Source organism: Streptomyces sp. KL116D (assembly GCF_030766975.1).
GTDB lineage: Bacteria > Actinomycetota > Actinomycetes > Streptomycetales > Streptomycetaceae > Streptomyces > Streptomyces longispororuber_A.
The window spans coordinates 472,744-487,790 of record NZ_JASERH010000084.1; the positions used below are offsets into that span (position 1 = coordinate 472,744).

The 15,047-nt window shown below is 68.5% G+C and carries 11 protein-coding genes and 5 pseudogenes; 12 read left to right on the forward strand and 4 right to left on the reverse strand.

The window, feature by feature from the left end:
• Positions 1-19: 19 nt before the first annotated feature.
• Entirely contained in the window at positions 20-388 is a 369-nt protein-coding gene (locus RBJ77_RS34390) for a VOC family protein (RefSeq protein WP_372348560.1), read from the forward strand.
• 212 nt (positions 389-600) lie between these two features.
• Here the strand turns inward: RBJ77_RS34390 and RBJ77_RS34395 are convergent, their stop codons facing one another.
• A complete protein-coding gene (locus RBJ77_RS34395) occupies positions 601-1,329 on the reverse strand; it encodes an SDR family oxidoreductase (RefSeq protein WP_372348561.1) in 729 nt (242 codons plus the stop codon).
• A 75-nt stretch (positions 1,330-1,404) separates the two neighbouring features.
• On the opposite strand from RBJ77_RS34395, the gene RBJ77_RS34400 reads away from it, so the two are divergent.
• Positions 1,405-1,782, forward strand: coding sequence for a MerR family transcriptional regulator (locus tag RBJ77_RS34400; RefSeq protein ID WP_372348562.1), 378 nt, complete (start codon positions 1,405-1,407; stop codon positions 1,780-1,782).
• A 208-nt stretch (positions 1,783-1,990) separates the two neighbouring features.
• On the opposite strand, the gene RBJ77_RS34405 is transcribed toward RBJ77_RS34400, so the two are convergent.
• Positions 1,991-2,539, reverse strand: coding sequence for a hypothetical protein (locus tag RBJ77_RS34405; RefSeq protein ID WP_372348563.1), 549 nt, complete (start codon positions 2,537-2,539; stop codon positions 1,991-1,993).
• A gap of 1,243 nt (positions 2,540-3,782) precedes the next feature.
• Between RBJ77_RS34405 and RBJ77_RS34410 the strand changes: the two are divergent.
• The 3 genes and pseudogenes from RBJ77_RS34410 to RBJ77_RS34420 all read left to right on the forward strand — a co-directional run bounded on the left by RBJ77_RS34410 (position 3,783) and on the right by RBJ77_RS34420 (position 7,862).
• Positions 3,783-4,207: pseudogene (locus tag RBJ77_RS34410) on the forward strand (YsnF/AvaK domain-containing protein).
• Between the two features lie 400 nt (positions 4,208-4,607).
• On the forward strand, positions 4,608-4,832 hold the full coding sequence (locus RBJ77_RS34415) for a hypothetical protein (RefSeq protein WP_372348564.1): 225 nt from the start codon (positions 4,608-4,610) through the stop codon (positions 4,830-4,832).
• Between the two features lie 2,823 nt (positions 4,833-7,655).
• Positions 7,656-7,862, forward strand: a complete 207-nt coding sequence (locus tag RBJ77_RS34420) for a hypothetical protein (protein ID WP_372348565.1) — start codon at positions 7,656-7,658, stop codon at positions 7,860-7,862.
• Between the two features lie 157 nt (positions 7,863-8,019).
• Here RBJ77_RS34420 and RBJ77_RS34425 read toward each other — a convergent pair whose 3' ends face one another.
• A complete protein-coding gene (locus RBJ77_RS34425) occupies positions 8,020-8,334 on the reverse strand; it encodes a hypothetical protein (protein ID WP_372348566.1) in 315 nt (104 codons plus the stop codon).
• A 693-nt stretch (positions 8,335-9,027) separates the two neighbouring features.
• Between RBJ77_RS34425 and RBJ77_RS34430 the strand changes: the two genes are divergently transcribed.
• From RBJ77_RS34430 to RBJ77_RS34440, 3 genes and pseudogenes are all read left to right on the forward strand, one after another.
• Complete coding sequence (locus RBJ77_RS34430) at positions 9,028-9,408, forward strand: DUF6233 domain-containing protein (RefSeq protein WP_372348567.1); 381 nt, start codon at positions 9,028-9,030, stop codon at positions 9,406-9,408.
• 482 nt (positions 9,409-9,890) lie between these two features.
• Positions 9,891-10,052: a hypothetical protein gene (locus RBJ77_RS34435; protein ID WP_372348568.1), complete on the forward strand. Its 162-nt coding sequence runs from the start codon at positions 9,891-9,893 to the stop codon at positions 10,050-10,052.
• A 160-nt stretch (positions 10,053-10,212) separates the two neighbouring features.
• Positions 10,213-10,512 (forward strand): annotated as a pseudogene (locus tag RBJ77_RS34440) (NUDIX domain-containing protein); the annotation flags it as partial.
• A gap of 78 nt (positions 10,513-10,590) precedes the next feature.
• On the opposite strand, the gene RBJ77_RS34445 reads toward RBJ77_RS34440, so the two are convergent.
• On the reverse strand, positions 10,591-10,755 hold the full coding sequence (locus tag RBJ77_RS34445; RefSeq protein ID WP_372348639.1) for a hypothetical protein: 165 nt from the start codon (positions 10,753-10,755) through the stop codon (positions 10,591-10,593).
• Positions 10,756-11,920: 1,165 nt separating this feature from the next.
• Here RBJ77_RS34445 and RBJ77_RS34450 point away from each other — a divergent pair.
• From RBJ77_RS34450 to RBJ77_RS34465, 4 genes and pseudogenes are all read left to right on the forward strand, one after another.
• Positions 11,921-12,709, forward strand: a pseudogene (locus RBJ77_RS34450) (helix-turn-helix transcriptional regulator).
• A gap of 32 nt (positions 12,710-12,741) precedes the next feature.
• Positions 12,742-13,017 carry a DUF3291 domain-containing protein gene (locus tag RBJ77_RS34455; protein WP_372346496.1) on the forward strand — a complete coding sequence of 92 codons (276 nt, stop codon included), beginning with the start codon at positions 12,742-12,744 and terminating at the stop codon, positions 13,015-13,017.
• A 4-nt stretch (positions 13,018-13,021) separates the two neighbouring features.
• Positions 13,022-13,120 (forward strand): annotated as a pseudogene (locus RBJ77_RS34460) (DUF3291 domain-containing protein); the annotation flags it as partial.
• 237 nt (positions 13,121-13,357) lie between these two features.
• A pseudogene (locus RBJ77_RS34465) lies at positions 13,358-14,537 on the forward strand (PP2C family protein-serine/threonine phosphatase).
• Positions 14,538-15,047: the final 510 nt, after the last annotated feature.

A 15,047-nucleotide genomic window follows, 5' to 3' on the forward strand; every position in this document is an offset into this window, starting at 1 on the left:
CCTGCGAGAAGGAACAACCATGACCACGTCCGTCCTGTCCATCGTCTACGTGAACGACGCTCCCGCCGCAGCTCGTTTCTACGGCGACCTCCTCGGCATGAGCCCCTCGTTCGAGACTCCGGGATACATCACCTTCGACCTCGGGCCCGGGGCTGGCCTCGCTCTGTGGTCCGGCCAGTTCGAGGATCTGTCACCGGACATCCCGCGCACCAGTGAGGTGTGCCTGGCCGTCCACGAGGGTGGGCCCGACGAGGTCGATGCGATCTTCAAAGAGTGGCAGTCCAAGGGCGTCACGATCCTCCAGGAGCCACGTGATGCCGGGTTCGGGCCGACCTTTCTCGCAGCCGATTCTGACGGGAACCGTATCCGCGTGGCGCCGCGGGACTGAAGGCCGCAATGCTGCAGGCGCGCACGATTGGTGTCGCGCCTGCCGTCCTCGTCTGACGTCGAGGAGAGCGTCACCAACCTCGATCCCCCGCACACCCAGCCGCCGACGCGAGGCCACAATGTGGAAATCTATAAAGGCTGATGAAGCCTCAGCCGAGCTCAGCCGACGAGCCTCAGACGCATCCGACCGAAGTCAGTGCGGTCCGAGGGCCTTCAGGTCGTCGTCAGTGCTGCCAGAGCGCGGTCCATCGCGGCGTTGAACTCCTCCGGTGCCAGCGTCAGCCGGGATTTGACGTCCCGGCTCCACTGGTCGGCGAGGACCTCGGCGGCGCCCGCCTCGACGCCGTCGAGTGCCGCGTCGGCCAGGTCCGACGGCGCGATCTTGTCCACGGGCCAGCCCGCGGCCATGTCGGTGTCGGCCAGGCCGAGGTGCACCGCTGTCACGAGCGTGCCCTGCTCTGCGAGCTCCAGGCGGACGCCGTTGGTCATGGCCCAGGCGGCGGCCTTGGTCAAGTGGTAGGCATTGGCGCCCTTGCCTCCGAACCATGACATGGCGGAGAGGACATTGACGACGGCGCCCCCGCCGTTCCTGGCGAGCGCCGGCGCGAAGTCCCGGATCATTTCCAGGTGGCCGAACACGTTGGTCTCCAGCTCGTGGCGTACCGCGTCGAGCGAACCGGTCACCAGGTCGGTTCCTGTCTGGATTCCGGCGTTGTTGATCAGCAGTGAGATGTCCGGGGCAGCCTCGGCGGCGGCCCGCACGGATGCGGGGTCGGTGATGTCAAGAGGCAGTACTTCGACGCCGGGAAGATCCACGGTCTGCGGTCGGCGGGCTGTCGCGTAGACCTTGCGGGCGCCCCGTTCGAGCAGGCGCTGGGTGAAGGCGCGGCCCAGGCCGCGGTTGGCTCCGGTGACAAGGGCAACCGAGTTGTTGATGTCCATGCCCGGTACGCTAAAACCTGACGTTGACGTCAGAGGCAAGTGCTGATCGTCAGGGGCGGGGTGGGAGGAAGCGTTATGAGCGTCACCGAGGTCGCGGCAGAGCGGCTGATCCGCATCGGCGAGGTGGCACGAAGCGCCGGTGTCTCCGTACGCGCCGTGCGCTACTACGAGCAGCAGGGCCTGCTCACCCCGGAGCGCAGCCCGTCCGGCCAGCGCCTCTACCGGCAGGACGCCATCGCCCGGGTCCGCTTCTTCCAGCAGATGTTCGCCGCCGGCCTGACCAGCCGAAGGATCACCGAACTCCTTCCGTGCTGGGACTCCGGACACACCGACGCCGAACAACGCGCCATGCTGCGCGCCGAGCGCGACCGCATTCAGGCCAAGGCGGACGAACTGCAGGCCGCCCTGGACCGCCTCGACGAGGTCATCGCGATCACGGACACGCACCCGTAGCTGTAGTCAGACGGACGGCACCAGGCGTCTGTGACGGGAGTGCCAGGTGTGCCGATCTTCGTCGCCCGCCATCTGCGGTTGCGGGATCTCCAGCGGGATCGAGGAGGGGCTGAATTGGATGGAACCCTCCAACGGCGTCATTCCCGTGATCGCCTACGGCAACGGCGGAGAGTCGTCCGCAATGCCATCGCAAGGCACGGCGTCCGCGTCAGCCAGTGATCCAGCGAATGATGCCCAACGTGATGGCGGTCAGCGCGATCAACGAGCCCAGGACGGTCAGGGTGATGGTTACGGCCTCGAACTTGCTCGTCTTGTCGGCGTCGATCCTCTTCGTGAGGTCCTCCAGCGAACTCAGGCGACTGTCCAGCTTGTTCACCGAGAAGAGCTCTTTGAGATGAGACATCTCCTTGATGAGTTCTGCGTTGTCCGCTGTCTCTTTCGTGATCTTTGAACTGAGGGCCTGCTCGCTGGCGGCGCGCTCGTCGAGGACCTTGAGGAGGTGGTCGCGCATCTCCGGGTCGGTGACGGTGTTCACGACCTCCTGGCGGAAGTCCCGCACTTGTTCGGTGGGGCGCAGCGCATTGATGCGCTCCAGGATAAGGGCTTTGAGTTCAAGGAGCGTTGGCAGGATGCCGACCTGGATGTGCGCGCTCTGTTGCGTGTTGAGGACCCCGATGACCTTGCCGGATTGCGCGGTCATCTCGACGTTCAGGACGCCGAACGACTCCGGGTGATCGATGGCATGATTGATCGTCACCAATGAAGCCTGCAGTTCGGACAGGGACTGAGTCTCCAGCTGTTCCCGGTGAGGTTCAGCTTTCTGAGGCGAGGCTCGAACACGCCCTTTGTTATGGCTTCTGTTGATCGTTCGCCGCCGCGCTCGCACGCCTCCTCCGATGCCCACGATTCCCCCTGCTGGTCGGTTCTGCGGTGGCCACTGGTACTGCGCGCCTCACTCCCGGCTCTCTTCCAGGAATTCCTGAACTCCATTCCTGCTCTGCGTGGGAATGGGGCTCCACTTCGGGCTGGGCCACCGAGCAGTGCGGCGCCCGCCGGCTAACCGGCACCGCTCGACCTGTTCGCCCCGGGGGCTGGGGCTGCCCCGGACGGAAGGTGACTGACAGCGACCATCGCGACCACGAAGTGGCAAACGCCAACCATTCATCCGAATGGCGGTCACGGGTGTGCTTGACCTGCATTCGCCCTCGCCCCATTGCAGGGCGCCGCCGACGGCGCCCGAGCAGGTCGCGGTGCTACGGAGAGTGAAGCCACTGGTTGCGTGCCTCGCCGCGGCGCCGCGCGATGGATACGAGGCACATGGCCACTCGGCGGCCGACAGCCGCCCCATGTCCCGGAGGGAGTGGTCACGCATGACGCAGGCGAGATCAACAACCCCGATGCCCTTGTCGGCCTGACGGCCTATGACCGCACCGGGAGAAGATCGGCAGCGTCGAGCGGGTCTATCTGACGACACGACCGGCAGGCCCGACTGGGCGACGGTCAAGACAGGACTGTCTCGGCATGAAGGAGACCTTCGTGCCACTGGGCGGCGCCTCCGTCAAGGACGACAGGCTCCAGGTGATGTACACCTAAAGGAGGCGGTGAAGGACGCGCCCCGGGTCGAGGCCGACCAGCATCTGGACGAGTCCGAGAAGCGGGAGCCTACGCGCACTACGGCCTGACCGGCGACCCGCCGCCCGACCGGCGACAGCGGCAACCGCGCGGCACGCCCGGCTCGGTGCGCCCGGATCCGCGATCCGCCGGCGCGGCCGGTGCGGCACCGCAGCCGGCGAGTCCCATGGCCGGCACGCCGCCGGCGCCGGCGCCCGCGAACCCGCGATGCGAGGCGCACCGGAGGGACCGGGCAAGCGGATGACCTCATCCGCTCCGAGTGAGCGGCTGCGGGTCGGCGTCGAGGAGGCGGAAGTCGGCCGCGCCCGGCTGCGCAAGGTCGTCGAGACGGAGACGTGACCACGTCGGTCCCGGTGTCCCACGAGGAGGTGCGCGTCGTACGTGAACCGATCCGTGACGGTGACGCGCAGCGCACCACGATCGGGGAGGCGGAGACCGAGGTGACCCTGCACGCGGAGCGCCCGTCGTTCGCAAGGAGGCCGTGCCGGTGGAGCGCGTCCGGCTGGAGACCGAGAAGGTCACGGAGACGAGGGAGGTCTCCGACACGGTGCGCAAGGAGAAGATCGAGTACGAGAATCCGAAGGATGACGGCGGCATGCCCGGTGAGGGCAAGTTCGGCCGCAAGGCCGCGCCACTGACCGGCTCGCACATCGAGGACTGGGCCCCGGTCACCCGACCGGGGCCCAGCCGCGAGCGGGGTCATCCACACGTGCCCGCCACCCCGCACCGAGGCCGTCCATCCGCGTCGAGCGCTTCACACAACCAGCTGTGGCCGCAGGCCTCCGTTCAGTAAGTGAGGCGGCTGTGAGCCTGCTGGACCCACCTCGTTCGCGGTGAGGCCCAGCCGTGCATGATCGGGGGCGCCGTAGGTCGAGCATCCGGCATCGGGGAATGCCTCCCGCCCCACGCGAGGAGCAGAGAACCCGCAGGGCCGAGGAGCTGCCATCGACGACTCCGACCGGTACTTCCGAAGGAGGCGGCGGGGGAGTCGCGGGGGCCGACGGGGTGGTCCCGGCACCCCCCGTGATGCCGCTATGCCGTGCCTCCGCCCTCCAGGGCCGAGCAGGCGACGGAGCGACATGGTCGGCAGTCCACAACGCCGCAGCCGCGCCGCGACGGGCCGGCCGACAGCCACGACCCGACCGCGTCCGAGCGCTGCGGCGCGCCTCCCGACCAGAACCGTCACGGAGGCCATGGCGCCGCATTTCCGTGGGCGCACGTCGGCGCCGTGCTGCGCCGCCGCGGCCATCGGCGGCCTCGTCTTCACGGCGGTCGCCACCTACTTCAACGCCGTGGTGGCGCAGGACCAGCTGACGCAGTCCCAGGCCGACGCGGAACGCGACCGACGCGGGCAGGCGATGAGGGTCTCCTACTGGACCGAGAACCCGGTCGCGACACCCTGCGGTTGCACATCATGAACAGGTCGCCCGATCCGCGACCGGCGTGTCGCTCGGCCTGTACGTGGAGAAGGTCGTGCCGGACGACGCGTCGAAGCGGGTGAAGGAGCCACGGCGATACGCCTCTACGTCGAACTGCCGAACCTGGCCCCGTGCAGCGAAACGGTCCTCACGCCTGCGCCGCTCCGCTGGCAGTGAGTTCGACAAGTCCGGCAAGCGAGCGGCCCAGCGACGGGGTCGTGTCGATGCAATGGATGGGATTCGTGACAGGACTCCCACGAGTGGCTGCGGCAGACGCAGACTTGTGTCGTTCCTGGAGAACCTGCCGGACGTGGTGGAGGAGTTCGAGACCGAACCTGCGAGCCGGGAGCAGGAACGATCAAGGTTCGTGCGTTGCGGGTCAACGCGGAGGTGTCGGGAAGCGCTCCCCGCCAAGAAGGCGGCACTGCGCGAGGACATCTGAACGCGACGGGTGCACCTGGACCGAGCTGAATCCCGCCCTGTTCTCTCCTCGGCCCACACCGTCTCAGAGCTGTCTCCGAGCCGATCGAGATCGGCCCCTACCCGTCGACCTTGACGTGAACGTGACAGATCCCTCGGGTTCGCCCCTCGCCGGTTTCGGGGCGCCCTGCCCTGCCAGACGGATGCGCTGACCTGTGCGGATCCCTGGCGGGAAAGCGCGCCTGATCGTGCGTGACGTCTGGCGCGGCCCCGGCCCGCACAGGTCCCGCAGTCCAACGCGATGAGTCCCCGGCCTTCGCAGTGCAGAGCACGACTGAACTGCCAGGACCGGCGGTCACGCCGGTCTCCGATGCGCCTCGGGACACAGTCTCGGAGCGCGGCCGTGGCGGACGTGCCCGCACAGGCTTCGCAGGGGCCTTTCGCCGGTGATTCTGAGAGGGATGACGTGCAGCCGTCCGCGGCTTCGGCCGCGCCGTCGAGGCGACTTCTGGTCTCGATGTCTTTCCGCTTCTCGCGAGGGTAGGCGTGCCCGTTCCCTGGTTCGCCGCGAGCGCCGTGGTCCTGCCGCTCGGCCGCCTTCTGGTCCAGCCGAAGTGGTGACCTGCGCCGGCAGTCGCCGAGCGTTCCTCACGAGTCGCCGCGCCGTAGCCGGTCCGCTCGACCGAAGCCGAGACGACGCCACCGCGCTCGCGTCGCTGAACCGGCTCGCTCGCGGGCTCTTGGCCAGGGTGGAGCCGCGACCAACTGCCGCAGTTCCGGCGGTACATCAGAGCGACGGAGGCGAGCGGCAGGCGGAGGCTTCGGACAGCTGCTGGCGCATGATGTCCCACAGCGTCCCCTGGAAGGGCGGGGAGCCGGCGCACATCTCGGAACAGGAGGCAGCCCAGGGAGTAGAGATCGATCGGTGATCGAAGCGGCCCGGAGAAGCACTCGCGCCATGTAGGCCGGCGTCCCGACGATGCGCCCCTCGGTGGTGATGTTGTGCTGCGGGGTGTGCCTCGGGCGATGCCGAAGTCCACCACCTTCGCCGACCCCGCACAGGATCACGTCCGACGGCTTGATGTCCCGGTGAACAAGTCCGGCCGCGCGTGCGGCGGTCAGGGCTGCGCGACACACGAGGCAGTGCCGACGGCTGCTCCGCCGGCGCCAGCCGCCCCGTGGCGATCCGGGAACTGAGCGGCCGGGCCCGGCACGAGCTCCATCACCAGGTAGATCAGCGGGCGGCCCTCGTGCCAGGCGGTGGAGCTGAAGCTGCATGGACGGTCACGATAGCTTCGCGCGCGCGAGCCGGCCGGCCGCGGCCGCCTCGCTGCGCGGCGAAGCGAGCTGCCTCCTGGCTGCTCTCCCGCGCTCACGGTGGAGTATCTTCACGGCGACGTGCCGGTCGACCCGAGGGTCCCGAGCCTTCCAGACCTCGCCGAAGCCGCCGGTTCCCAGAGAGGCTCACGAGCTCATAGCGGCCTTCCAGAACGTCCCCGCCCGCACAAGCGTCCCCTTCCCGCACGCCGGCGGCTCCGAGCCCGCCCCTGACCCAGGGGGCCACACAGCCGTCACGTTACGCCTGGCACGCCCAACGCGGAGGTCATCAATGGCACGCCGTCAGGCCGTCCGCACCTTTGCAGGGCCGACCTGACGGCCCGCTCGATCCTCGCAAGCGGTGGGCCGCACGGGATGGCTCTGGCCACCGCCGCACGTGGCCGGGGCGTCCAGCGCAAGCTTGCTGAACGCGTCGCGTTCCAGCAGTGCCGCCGCCCGGTCCCGCCGCCGCAGTCTCGCGTGCAGGGCTCTCCTTCGCGAAGTCACAGAGCACGCGGCATGAGCTCTCCAAGACCTGCGCAGGGTCTCAACACCTGCCCCGCGCGTCGGCCACCTAGGTCCGTAAGTCGGATTCCCGCGGACGCGTCGGCCCAGACGAGAATGAACGCGTGAACTCTCCTGCGCTCGACGTGGATTCTTTTCTCAGCCAGCGCCGCTCACCGCACGCATCGCGACTCACGGCCCGACAGTGCGCCCGCCTGGTTTCTGTGGGAGGACTGGAGCCTTCTGGATCCTCACGGGACCGTGGGCCGTGACTCTTCGATCACGCGTCACGTCGAACCCCAGGGTCGCCCTCGTGGTCGACGTCTGCGACATCGCAACGGGCCTGCGTCCGCCAGGTGATTGCCCGGGCGATGCCGAGCTCGTGCCCTTCGACGTACCGCGAGGCCGGCGCAAGCTCGTCCGCTACCTCGGCGCGGACGAGTCCCATTGGGACGAGCGCTTCTGTCCGCTACCTTCACGACAGTCCCAGTGACCGGGGGACTGTGTGGCTGCGGCTGGTACCCGAGGCCCTGACGGCAAAGGATTTGAGTTACTCCGGCGCCGCATGACCCGTCGTCGGCCGTGCTCGCCGAACCGTGGGTGGGTGAGGAGGCCGGCCGGACAGTCCTGCGAGGGCTGCTCCAACGCACCGAAGACGGCTCAGCTGTCCTTCAGGTCGGCGACTCGCGGGTGCTGTTCGATGTCGGCTCACCGCCACCGCCCGACAACACCTGGGTAGAGATCAGCATCGAGGCGTACAAGGTGGAGCTGTACCCCTACGTGCCCTGACCGGTCGAAGAGGCCTGACATTGGTCAAGATCGCATGTCAGGGCACACCGGTTGGTGATCCTGTCCCATGGAAGTCAGGGCGATGTCATCGAACTGTGAGTGGCGCAGATCCCTTGCAGTGCCGGGTCACCATCTGGCGCGCAGCACGCCGTCGCTGTCAGGCAGGGCGGCATGAAACAACGGATGTCGCTCGTCGAGACTCAGGGGCAATGCGCAGGCCGCTTGCGCGCCCGCGACCAGGATGGCGAGCGTGATGGTGATCGGTCTCGTCAATGGTGACGTGGCGGATCATTCCGGTCGGCTCTTCCCAGACGAAGTCCATGGACGCATCAGCGGGCAGCGCGGCAAGGACCGCGTCGACATCAGGGCTGAGGTCGGGCCAGACCGTCAGGGGCGCGCGAGGACCGAGCAGGGCGCGAACTGTGTCGAGATTGCCCGTGGTGAGGCGGTGCCAGCGGGTCGCGTTTCGCACGTGGGTCTCTTCAGGAGCAGGGTCCGCGACGAGGTGAGTTCGGTGCGGACCCGTCCCCAGAAGTCTCGTCGGCAGCCTCGGTCACCTCAGGTTCCTCAAGATCTGCGGCGTAGGGGAGGCGTTGATCGGTTGTGCGAACAGGCCGAGTTCACGGATCTGGGCGACCGCTCTGTCGCAGGGTTGGTCGCTGCTGACGTACACGTACTGGTCCCACCCGACGTGGATGGTGAACGTGTCCTCGCGCTCCAGCCTGCACCAAGCACCCCCGTCGCGGAGCATGACGCGCACTAGCTCCAGGGCGGCAGACAGTGAAACTTCGGCGCCGTCGTGGTAGCCGGTCAGGTCCGGCGGGAACAGGCCGGCGAGGCCGTGGTCTTCTGCCGGTTCCGCCAGGCCGAAATTGACGAAGCCGGTGACCTCGGGGTCACGGATCGCCAGCGTGTCGATGCCCGCCTCCCGGGCGAAAGCGGTGATCGCCTCAAGTAGGCCGCCTCGACCGGTCCGTGATCGCTCACGGTGTCCTCGGCTCCCGTGTAGTACCCGTGCTCGTCACGGTCAGCGGGGATCGATACTTGGTTATCTGGTGTGCGAAGGGCGGCGGCACGAGGCTCCCTGATCTGGTGAGACGGGGCCTCAGCGTAGTTCGACCACGGCCGCACAATCCGCCAGTACGTCAGCGGGATGCAAGGTTCGATGACACAGCACAGTTGCGGTGCTGGGCCGGGGTTCTCCTATCGATCTAGACTCGAACACGTGAACGATTCTACTCCGCGTGCCCGCCTCGACCTGCTGCGCTTCCTGGAGCGTGTGCAGGAGCGGGACCTGGCGCGCACCCGCCGTTGGATCGCGGACGAGGAGCGACGGCAGGCGGAGCATGCCCGCGGCGTGGCCAACCGGCCACCCGAACCGGACTGGCTCATCGAACGAGGCTTCGGCGACCAGCCGGCCACTCATGTCCACGCAGCTAGCTGCTGGTGCGCGCAAGGGGACCGTCTTCGGGGTGTCACCGAGGATCAGGCGCGGCGGGCCCTCGCCGAGGGGTACCGCCGTGCGCGGAGTGTCGGCCGGACTTGATGCTCGGCTCTCTGTAGTCGGCGCACTCCCAGGTGCAACACTTGCGGGTCTCGGGCGCTGAATGATCAGTGTTCCCCGGCTGTCGGCGGCCGGGGAGCACCTGACCTCGCCTGTCCGAAGCGCAAGGCGGAGATCCACATGCCACAGCCGGTCCGTGGTCGCACCTCTGGAGGTATGCCCACCGCGCCGATCATCGTCCACCCGCCGCTCGGAACCGGGGGCAGGCGGGTGACGGCGCGCGGGCAGATCCTCGGCCTCGCGCACTCCGAGACGCGGACGTCATCGAGTTCCTGAGGCGGGCCGGACTCCCGGACGCCGAGCTGCTCGATGACCCGTCATGGGTGAAGTGAGTGGCGCGGCGGCCTGCGCCCACCACTACGTAGCGGCGTAGGCGCGCACAAGCATTGTTGCGGGCGGTGAGCCGCTACCATCGCATTCCTTGTCACCGGTGGGGTGATCTGTGATGGGGGACAGATGGGTACTTGATCGGCCTTCTCCTGATCGTCTTCGGCGCCCCGCTCGTCGGTCTCGTGGGCAACTGGATCGAGGACGCCGGCCACGGAGCTGCTGGAAAGGTGATCTCCATCGGCGGGTACATCGTGGTGATCGGCGCAGCCGCCTGGCTGATCATCAGCAACCTGTGATGCCACCAGCCGTCAGCCTCAACCCGCGATGCCACTCGCGCCGTGGGACTCCAGCGCACGGAACCGAACTGTCAAGCGAAGTTGATCCGGCTTCACCTCGTACCAGCGGCGCCGGATGGGGTCTTGACGTGGAGGTACGGTCCGCGGGAGGTACAGGGGAATGAGTTTCGACTGGCGGCGTACGCCGTGTGCATCGAGGAAGGGCAGGTACTGCTTGCCCGTCACGTGTCCCCGAAAGGGGAAAGCAACTGACCCTCCCCGTGGCCGGGTCGAGCATGCTGAGGATCCGTTCGATGCGGTGATCCGGGAGGTCGCGGAGGAGACCGGCCGCACCGCGCTGGTCGAGCGCCGTTGGGGTGGACTCCCGGTGATTCCCGCGGCCGAACGTAGCCGTCCCCGGCGGACCCGAGCATCAGAATGTCGGCGTCTTCTACCAGGTGCGCGTATCACCGCAGGCCAACTGCGCCCGGAGCCGAACGGCGAAGTCGCCGAGTCCGTCTGGACCCCGATTCCCGACGTCATTCGCCTGCGGCGATCGTCACTGGTCGACATCGGCCTCGCTCTGGCCCAGATGCTTCCGGCGACCGGCCATGTCGCTGCCGTCCCGGTCGGTGGCCTGATCCAGCACTGAGGCCCCATCGACATCCGAGTCGGCCGCTCCCCAGGCAGTCTGGCGCGCCGCTGGAGCGGCCGGCACATCCACGACTTGTCCTGCGTGGAGCGAACAGGCCACCTCAGCCCCGCAGAGGAGCCGGATCACCGGCCAACGAACGTGCTGAGTCCGGTCGTTGTGGCTGCCAAGGCCATCTCACGGCCCTCTTTCCACCGCCGTCCTCTCGCGCGTGGCGTGGCGTTCACCAGCCGCTTGTCAGGGCCTGATGCAGATCTCAGATCCAGTGAGAGGAGGGCTCACCCTGGTGCTTAGAGTGCGAACATGGCTGTCCCTGAGATCATCCCCATCGCCCATGAGCCGGACCGTCGAACGAACGCCGTCGGCCGGTTCAGCGGCGGCCAGCTCTCGCTTCGGTCACCTATGCATTCCGCGATGCGTTCGTGATGGGGGACGGCTGGGAGGAGCAGAAGCGACTCTTCGCCGTGCTGCACAAGTTTGACCACGACGGACACCACCAGGAGTCCGACATCTGGTGCGCGGGTACTTGGGCAGAGCAGATCAGGCGTCCGCAAGACGAGCGTTCCGTGGTTGCCCGCGCGGAAGCCTGGCTGGCCTCCGCCCTTGCCTCGCCTTCCTGAGCGTGAGTACTGCGATATTGCAGTCCGCCGTTCCAGCTCGGCGTTGATGGTGTGGTGTTCGGCCTCATCACGGAGTGCCATGGCGAGGGCGAGGACGGCGAGGACGACTGGCTGAACTCTATCCAGATCGATTGGGCTTCTCGGCTCCATGGAACGGTGAGTACGACACCTGAGAGGCCGAGCGGTCAGTTGGTGCAGGACCGGCGAAGTCAGGGAGAACGGCGAGGAACGTTTTCACCAGACGCCGCAGCTCACCCGCCGCCTGTGGCGGAAGGGGCGGGCAGGCAGCTTTCAGAACTTCCTGCTCGTCGGTTGTGCAGAAGGGGTCGCACAAAGGGCAACCGCCATCGCCGGAGAGAGCGCGCTGGAGCGGTGGGCTGTTCGTGACCACTGCTGCAAGGCCTGGGGTATCGCCCCAGGCCAGAGCCGATCGTGTTCGGGGCGGGAGACCGCTCCGGCAAGCTTCCCGGAGCCACGTGGTAACCCGCCGCTGCAGGCGTACGGAAGATGAGCAACCAGGAGCCCACGGCATTTCGGTGCGGGAGAAGTGTTCGGCCCGCATGGCGGTATGCCTGCGCTGTTCTATATCCAATCTGTGTTGTTTCTAGAATGGTCGCGTGACGGATGACATTGATGCGATCGCGGTGCTCCAAGACCCCGTGCGGCGCCGACTGTACGAGTTCGTGGTGGCGCAGGGGCGTGAGGTCGGCCGCAACGAGGCCGCCGAGGCGACCGGGGTGGCGCGGACGCTCGCGGCACACCACCTGGACAAGCTGACGGCGGCCGGGCTGCTTGAGAGCGGCAGTCGCCGCCTGACGGGCCGGTCGGGGCCTGGAGCGGGGCGCCCGGCCAAGGTGTACACCCGCACGCGCGCCGAGCGGTCGGTGTCTCTGCCCGGCCGGGACTACCGGACGGCCGCCGAACTGCTCGCCGAGGCCGCCGAGGAGGCGGGGCTCGATGTCGGGCTCGGTGCGGCCGCGCGCGCCGCCGGGGCGAGGCCCTGCGCGGGTCGGCCGCGCCCTGTGGCGATCTGGGTGCGGCGATGGAGCTGCTCAGGGCCCGCGGCTACGAGCCGTACATTGCCGAAGCCGAAGCCGAAGCCGAAGCCGAAGCCGAAGCCGAAGCCGAAGCCGAAGCCGAAGCCGAAGCCGAAGCCGAAGCCGAAGCCGAAGCCGAAGCCGAAGGCGCCGGAGGGGCAGGGTGACGGCGCGGGGCTCGCGGTCGTGCGTCTGCGCAACTGCCCTTTCCATGCCGTCGCCGAGCGCTTCCCACCCCTCGTGTGCGGCATGAACCTCGCTCTTCTCGAAGGGTTGATCGGATCGGACGGCCCGGTCCGTGCCCGCATGGACGCGCGGCCGGGGGAGTGCTGCGTGGTGCTGGAGCATTCTAAAAATAACGATCATTGACATAGAAATGAGGGACGTGTTGGGATGAGGCCATGACTCAAGCCGTGCCCGCCGCACACCTCGCCGAACTCAATGTCGTCACGCTCCGCCACCCCTTCGAGGACCCGCGCATGGCGTCGTTCGTCGAGTTGCTCAACCCGGTCAACGCCGAAGCCGACGGCGCCCCCGGCTTCGTGTGGCGGCTCGTCGAGGAGGGGGCCGAGGATGCGACCGGCTGCAGCCCCGCGGGCGAGGACGTCGTCGTCAACCTGTCCGTGTGGGAGTCCCCGAGGCCCTGTGGGACTTCACCTACCGCAGCGGACACCTGAGGTGATGCGACGGCGCCGCGAGTGGTTCGACCGACATCTCGAAGCACACCTGGTCCTGTGGTGGATCCCCGCCGGGCACATCCCGACCGTCGACGAGGCCTTGGAGAGGCTCGCGGACCTCCGGTCCCACGGCCCCTCGCCCCGCGCGTTCACCTTCGCCTCGTCCCATACCGCGGCCGAGGCAGCCCCGCGTACCTCGTGCGGCCGGACGTGCGGCCCTCACTCGCCGGTGCCACCGACGGGTGACCGAGCGGCCCGCCCCGGCTGCGGAGTCCTCGCCACGGGGCGAGACTGCCTGGGCGGCCGTCCGTACGGGCGGCCCGGGGAAAGGAGTGCCGGTGTGACGGATCCCGAGACCGCGGACAGCGCCCTGGGCGAGTTCCTGGCCGATCCGCGGAACGCGGCCCTGGACCTGACGACGACCGTGGCCCACTGCGCGAAGGTGCTGGGCCTGCACGGCGCGGTCGTCTACCTCGCCGACCTCCAGCAGCGCCAGCTGGCTCCCTTGAACGAGGTGGCACAGACCCTCCCCGTCGACGACTCGCTCGCCGGCTGGGCCTACCGCACGCAGGCGCTGCGCGTGGAGGAGTCGGAACTGGGAGGGATGATCGCCTGGCTGCCCATGGTGGACGGGGCGGAACGGCTGGGCGTCCTCGCCGTGCGCTCACCCGCACTCGACCCGGTCACCCTCCGGCGCAGCCGGACCCTTGCCCACCTGTGCGCCATGATGGTCACCTCCAAGCGCGCCTACAAGGACACCTACGTCCGCCGGGCCCGGACCGAGCCCATGCATCTCCCCGCCGAGATGCTGCGCGCCTACCTCCCGCCCCGCACGATCGGAACCACCCACGCCGTCTCGACGGCGGTCATGGAACCGGCCTACGAGATCGGCGGGGACGCCTTCGACCACGCCCTGACCGAGACGACGCTCCACGCGGGGATCCTCGACGCGATGGGACACAACCTCGCCTCCGGGCTGACCACGGTGGTGTCCCTGGCCGCCTGTCGCAACGCGCGCCGCACCGGAGCCGACCTGGCCGAGCTGGTGGAATCGGTCGACCAGGCTCTGGCCCAGTGGCTGCCCGACCAGTTCTGCACCGGGGTCCTGACCCAACTCGACCTCGCCATCGGCGAGTTGCGGTGGATCAACTGCGGTCACCCCGCGCCGCTCCTGATCCGCGACCAGCGCCTGATGGTCGACGCGATGGAACGCGACGCCGACCCGCCCTGGGACTGGCGGCCGCCGTCGCCGCACCGCCGCGGAGCGTCCACACCCTGGAACTGGAGCCCGGCGACCGCGTCCTGATGTACACCGACGGCGTCACCGAAGCCCGCACCGGGACGGCGGAGAACTCGGACTCGACCGGTTCGCCGACTACATCATCCGTGCCACCGCGACCGGTGAACTCGCGCCGGAGACCCTGCGCCGTCTCATCCACTTCCTCGTCGACGCCCAGGACAACCGGCTGCGTGACGACGCCACGATCGTCATGTTCGAGTGGCGTCCGTCGACCCGCTGAGCATTCGCCGGCCGCTCGCCGGCCCCGCCGGCGGGTGGCCACGAGGAACTGCCAGTTGCGTACGAGGAGTTGCCGTGCGGCGGGGACGAGCACGGGGCATCTCGGCGCCCCGGAAGTGCTCCGGACCCGACAGCCCGTGCACCCTGCCAAGGCGAGGGAGTTCGCGTTCTCGCTCGCCCAGCACCGGGCCGATCTCGGAGGTCACCTATGTCCGTACCGTCCATCGGCCGCGGATTCAGCAAGGCCCGTCCGGGCTTCGGGAGTCGTGCCCGTGGACGTCCTGGTCACCCACATGCCGGGATGGCGGGAGTACGCGCTCGCCGAGGCGGGGACGCGGCGCAAGCCGTCCCGACGGGTGTCCCTGCCTTGGTCGCGCTGCTGTGCACGGCGTCCGCGGCGTACAGGGACGCTCCTGCTCATCCGGCAATCGGTGGAAGTGCTCGGCTATCAGGGCTGCGATCGCCCCGGAGTGGAGTGGCGCGAAGGCCTGACGGCCTGGCCGCGCACAGG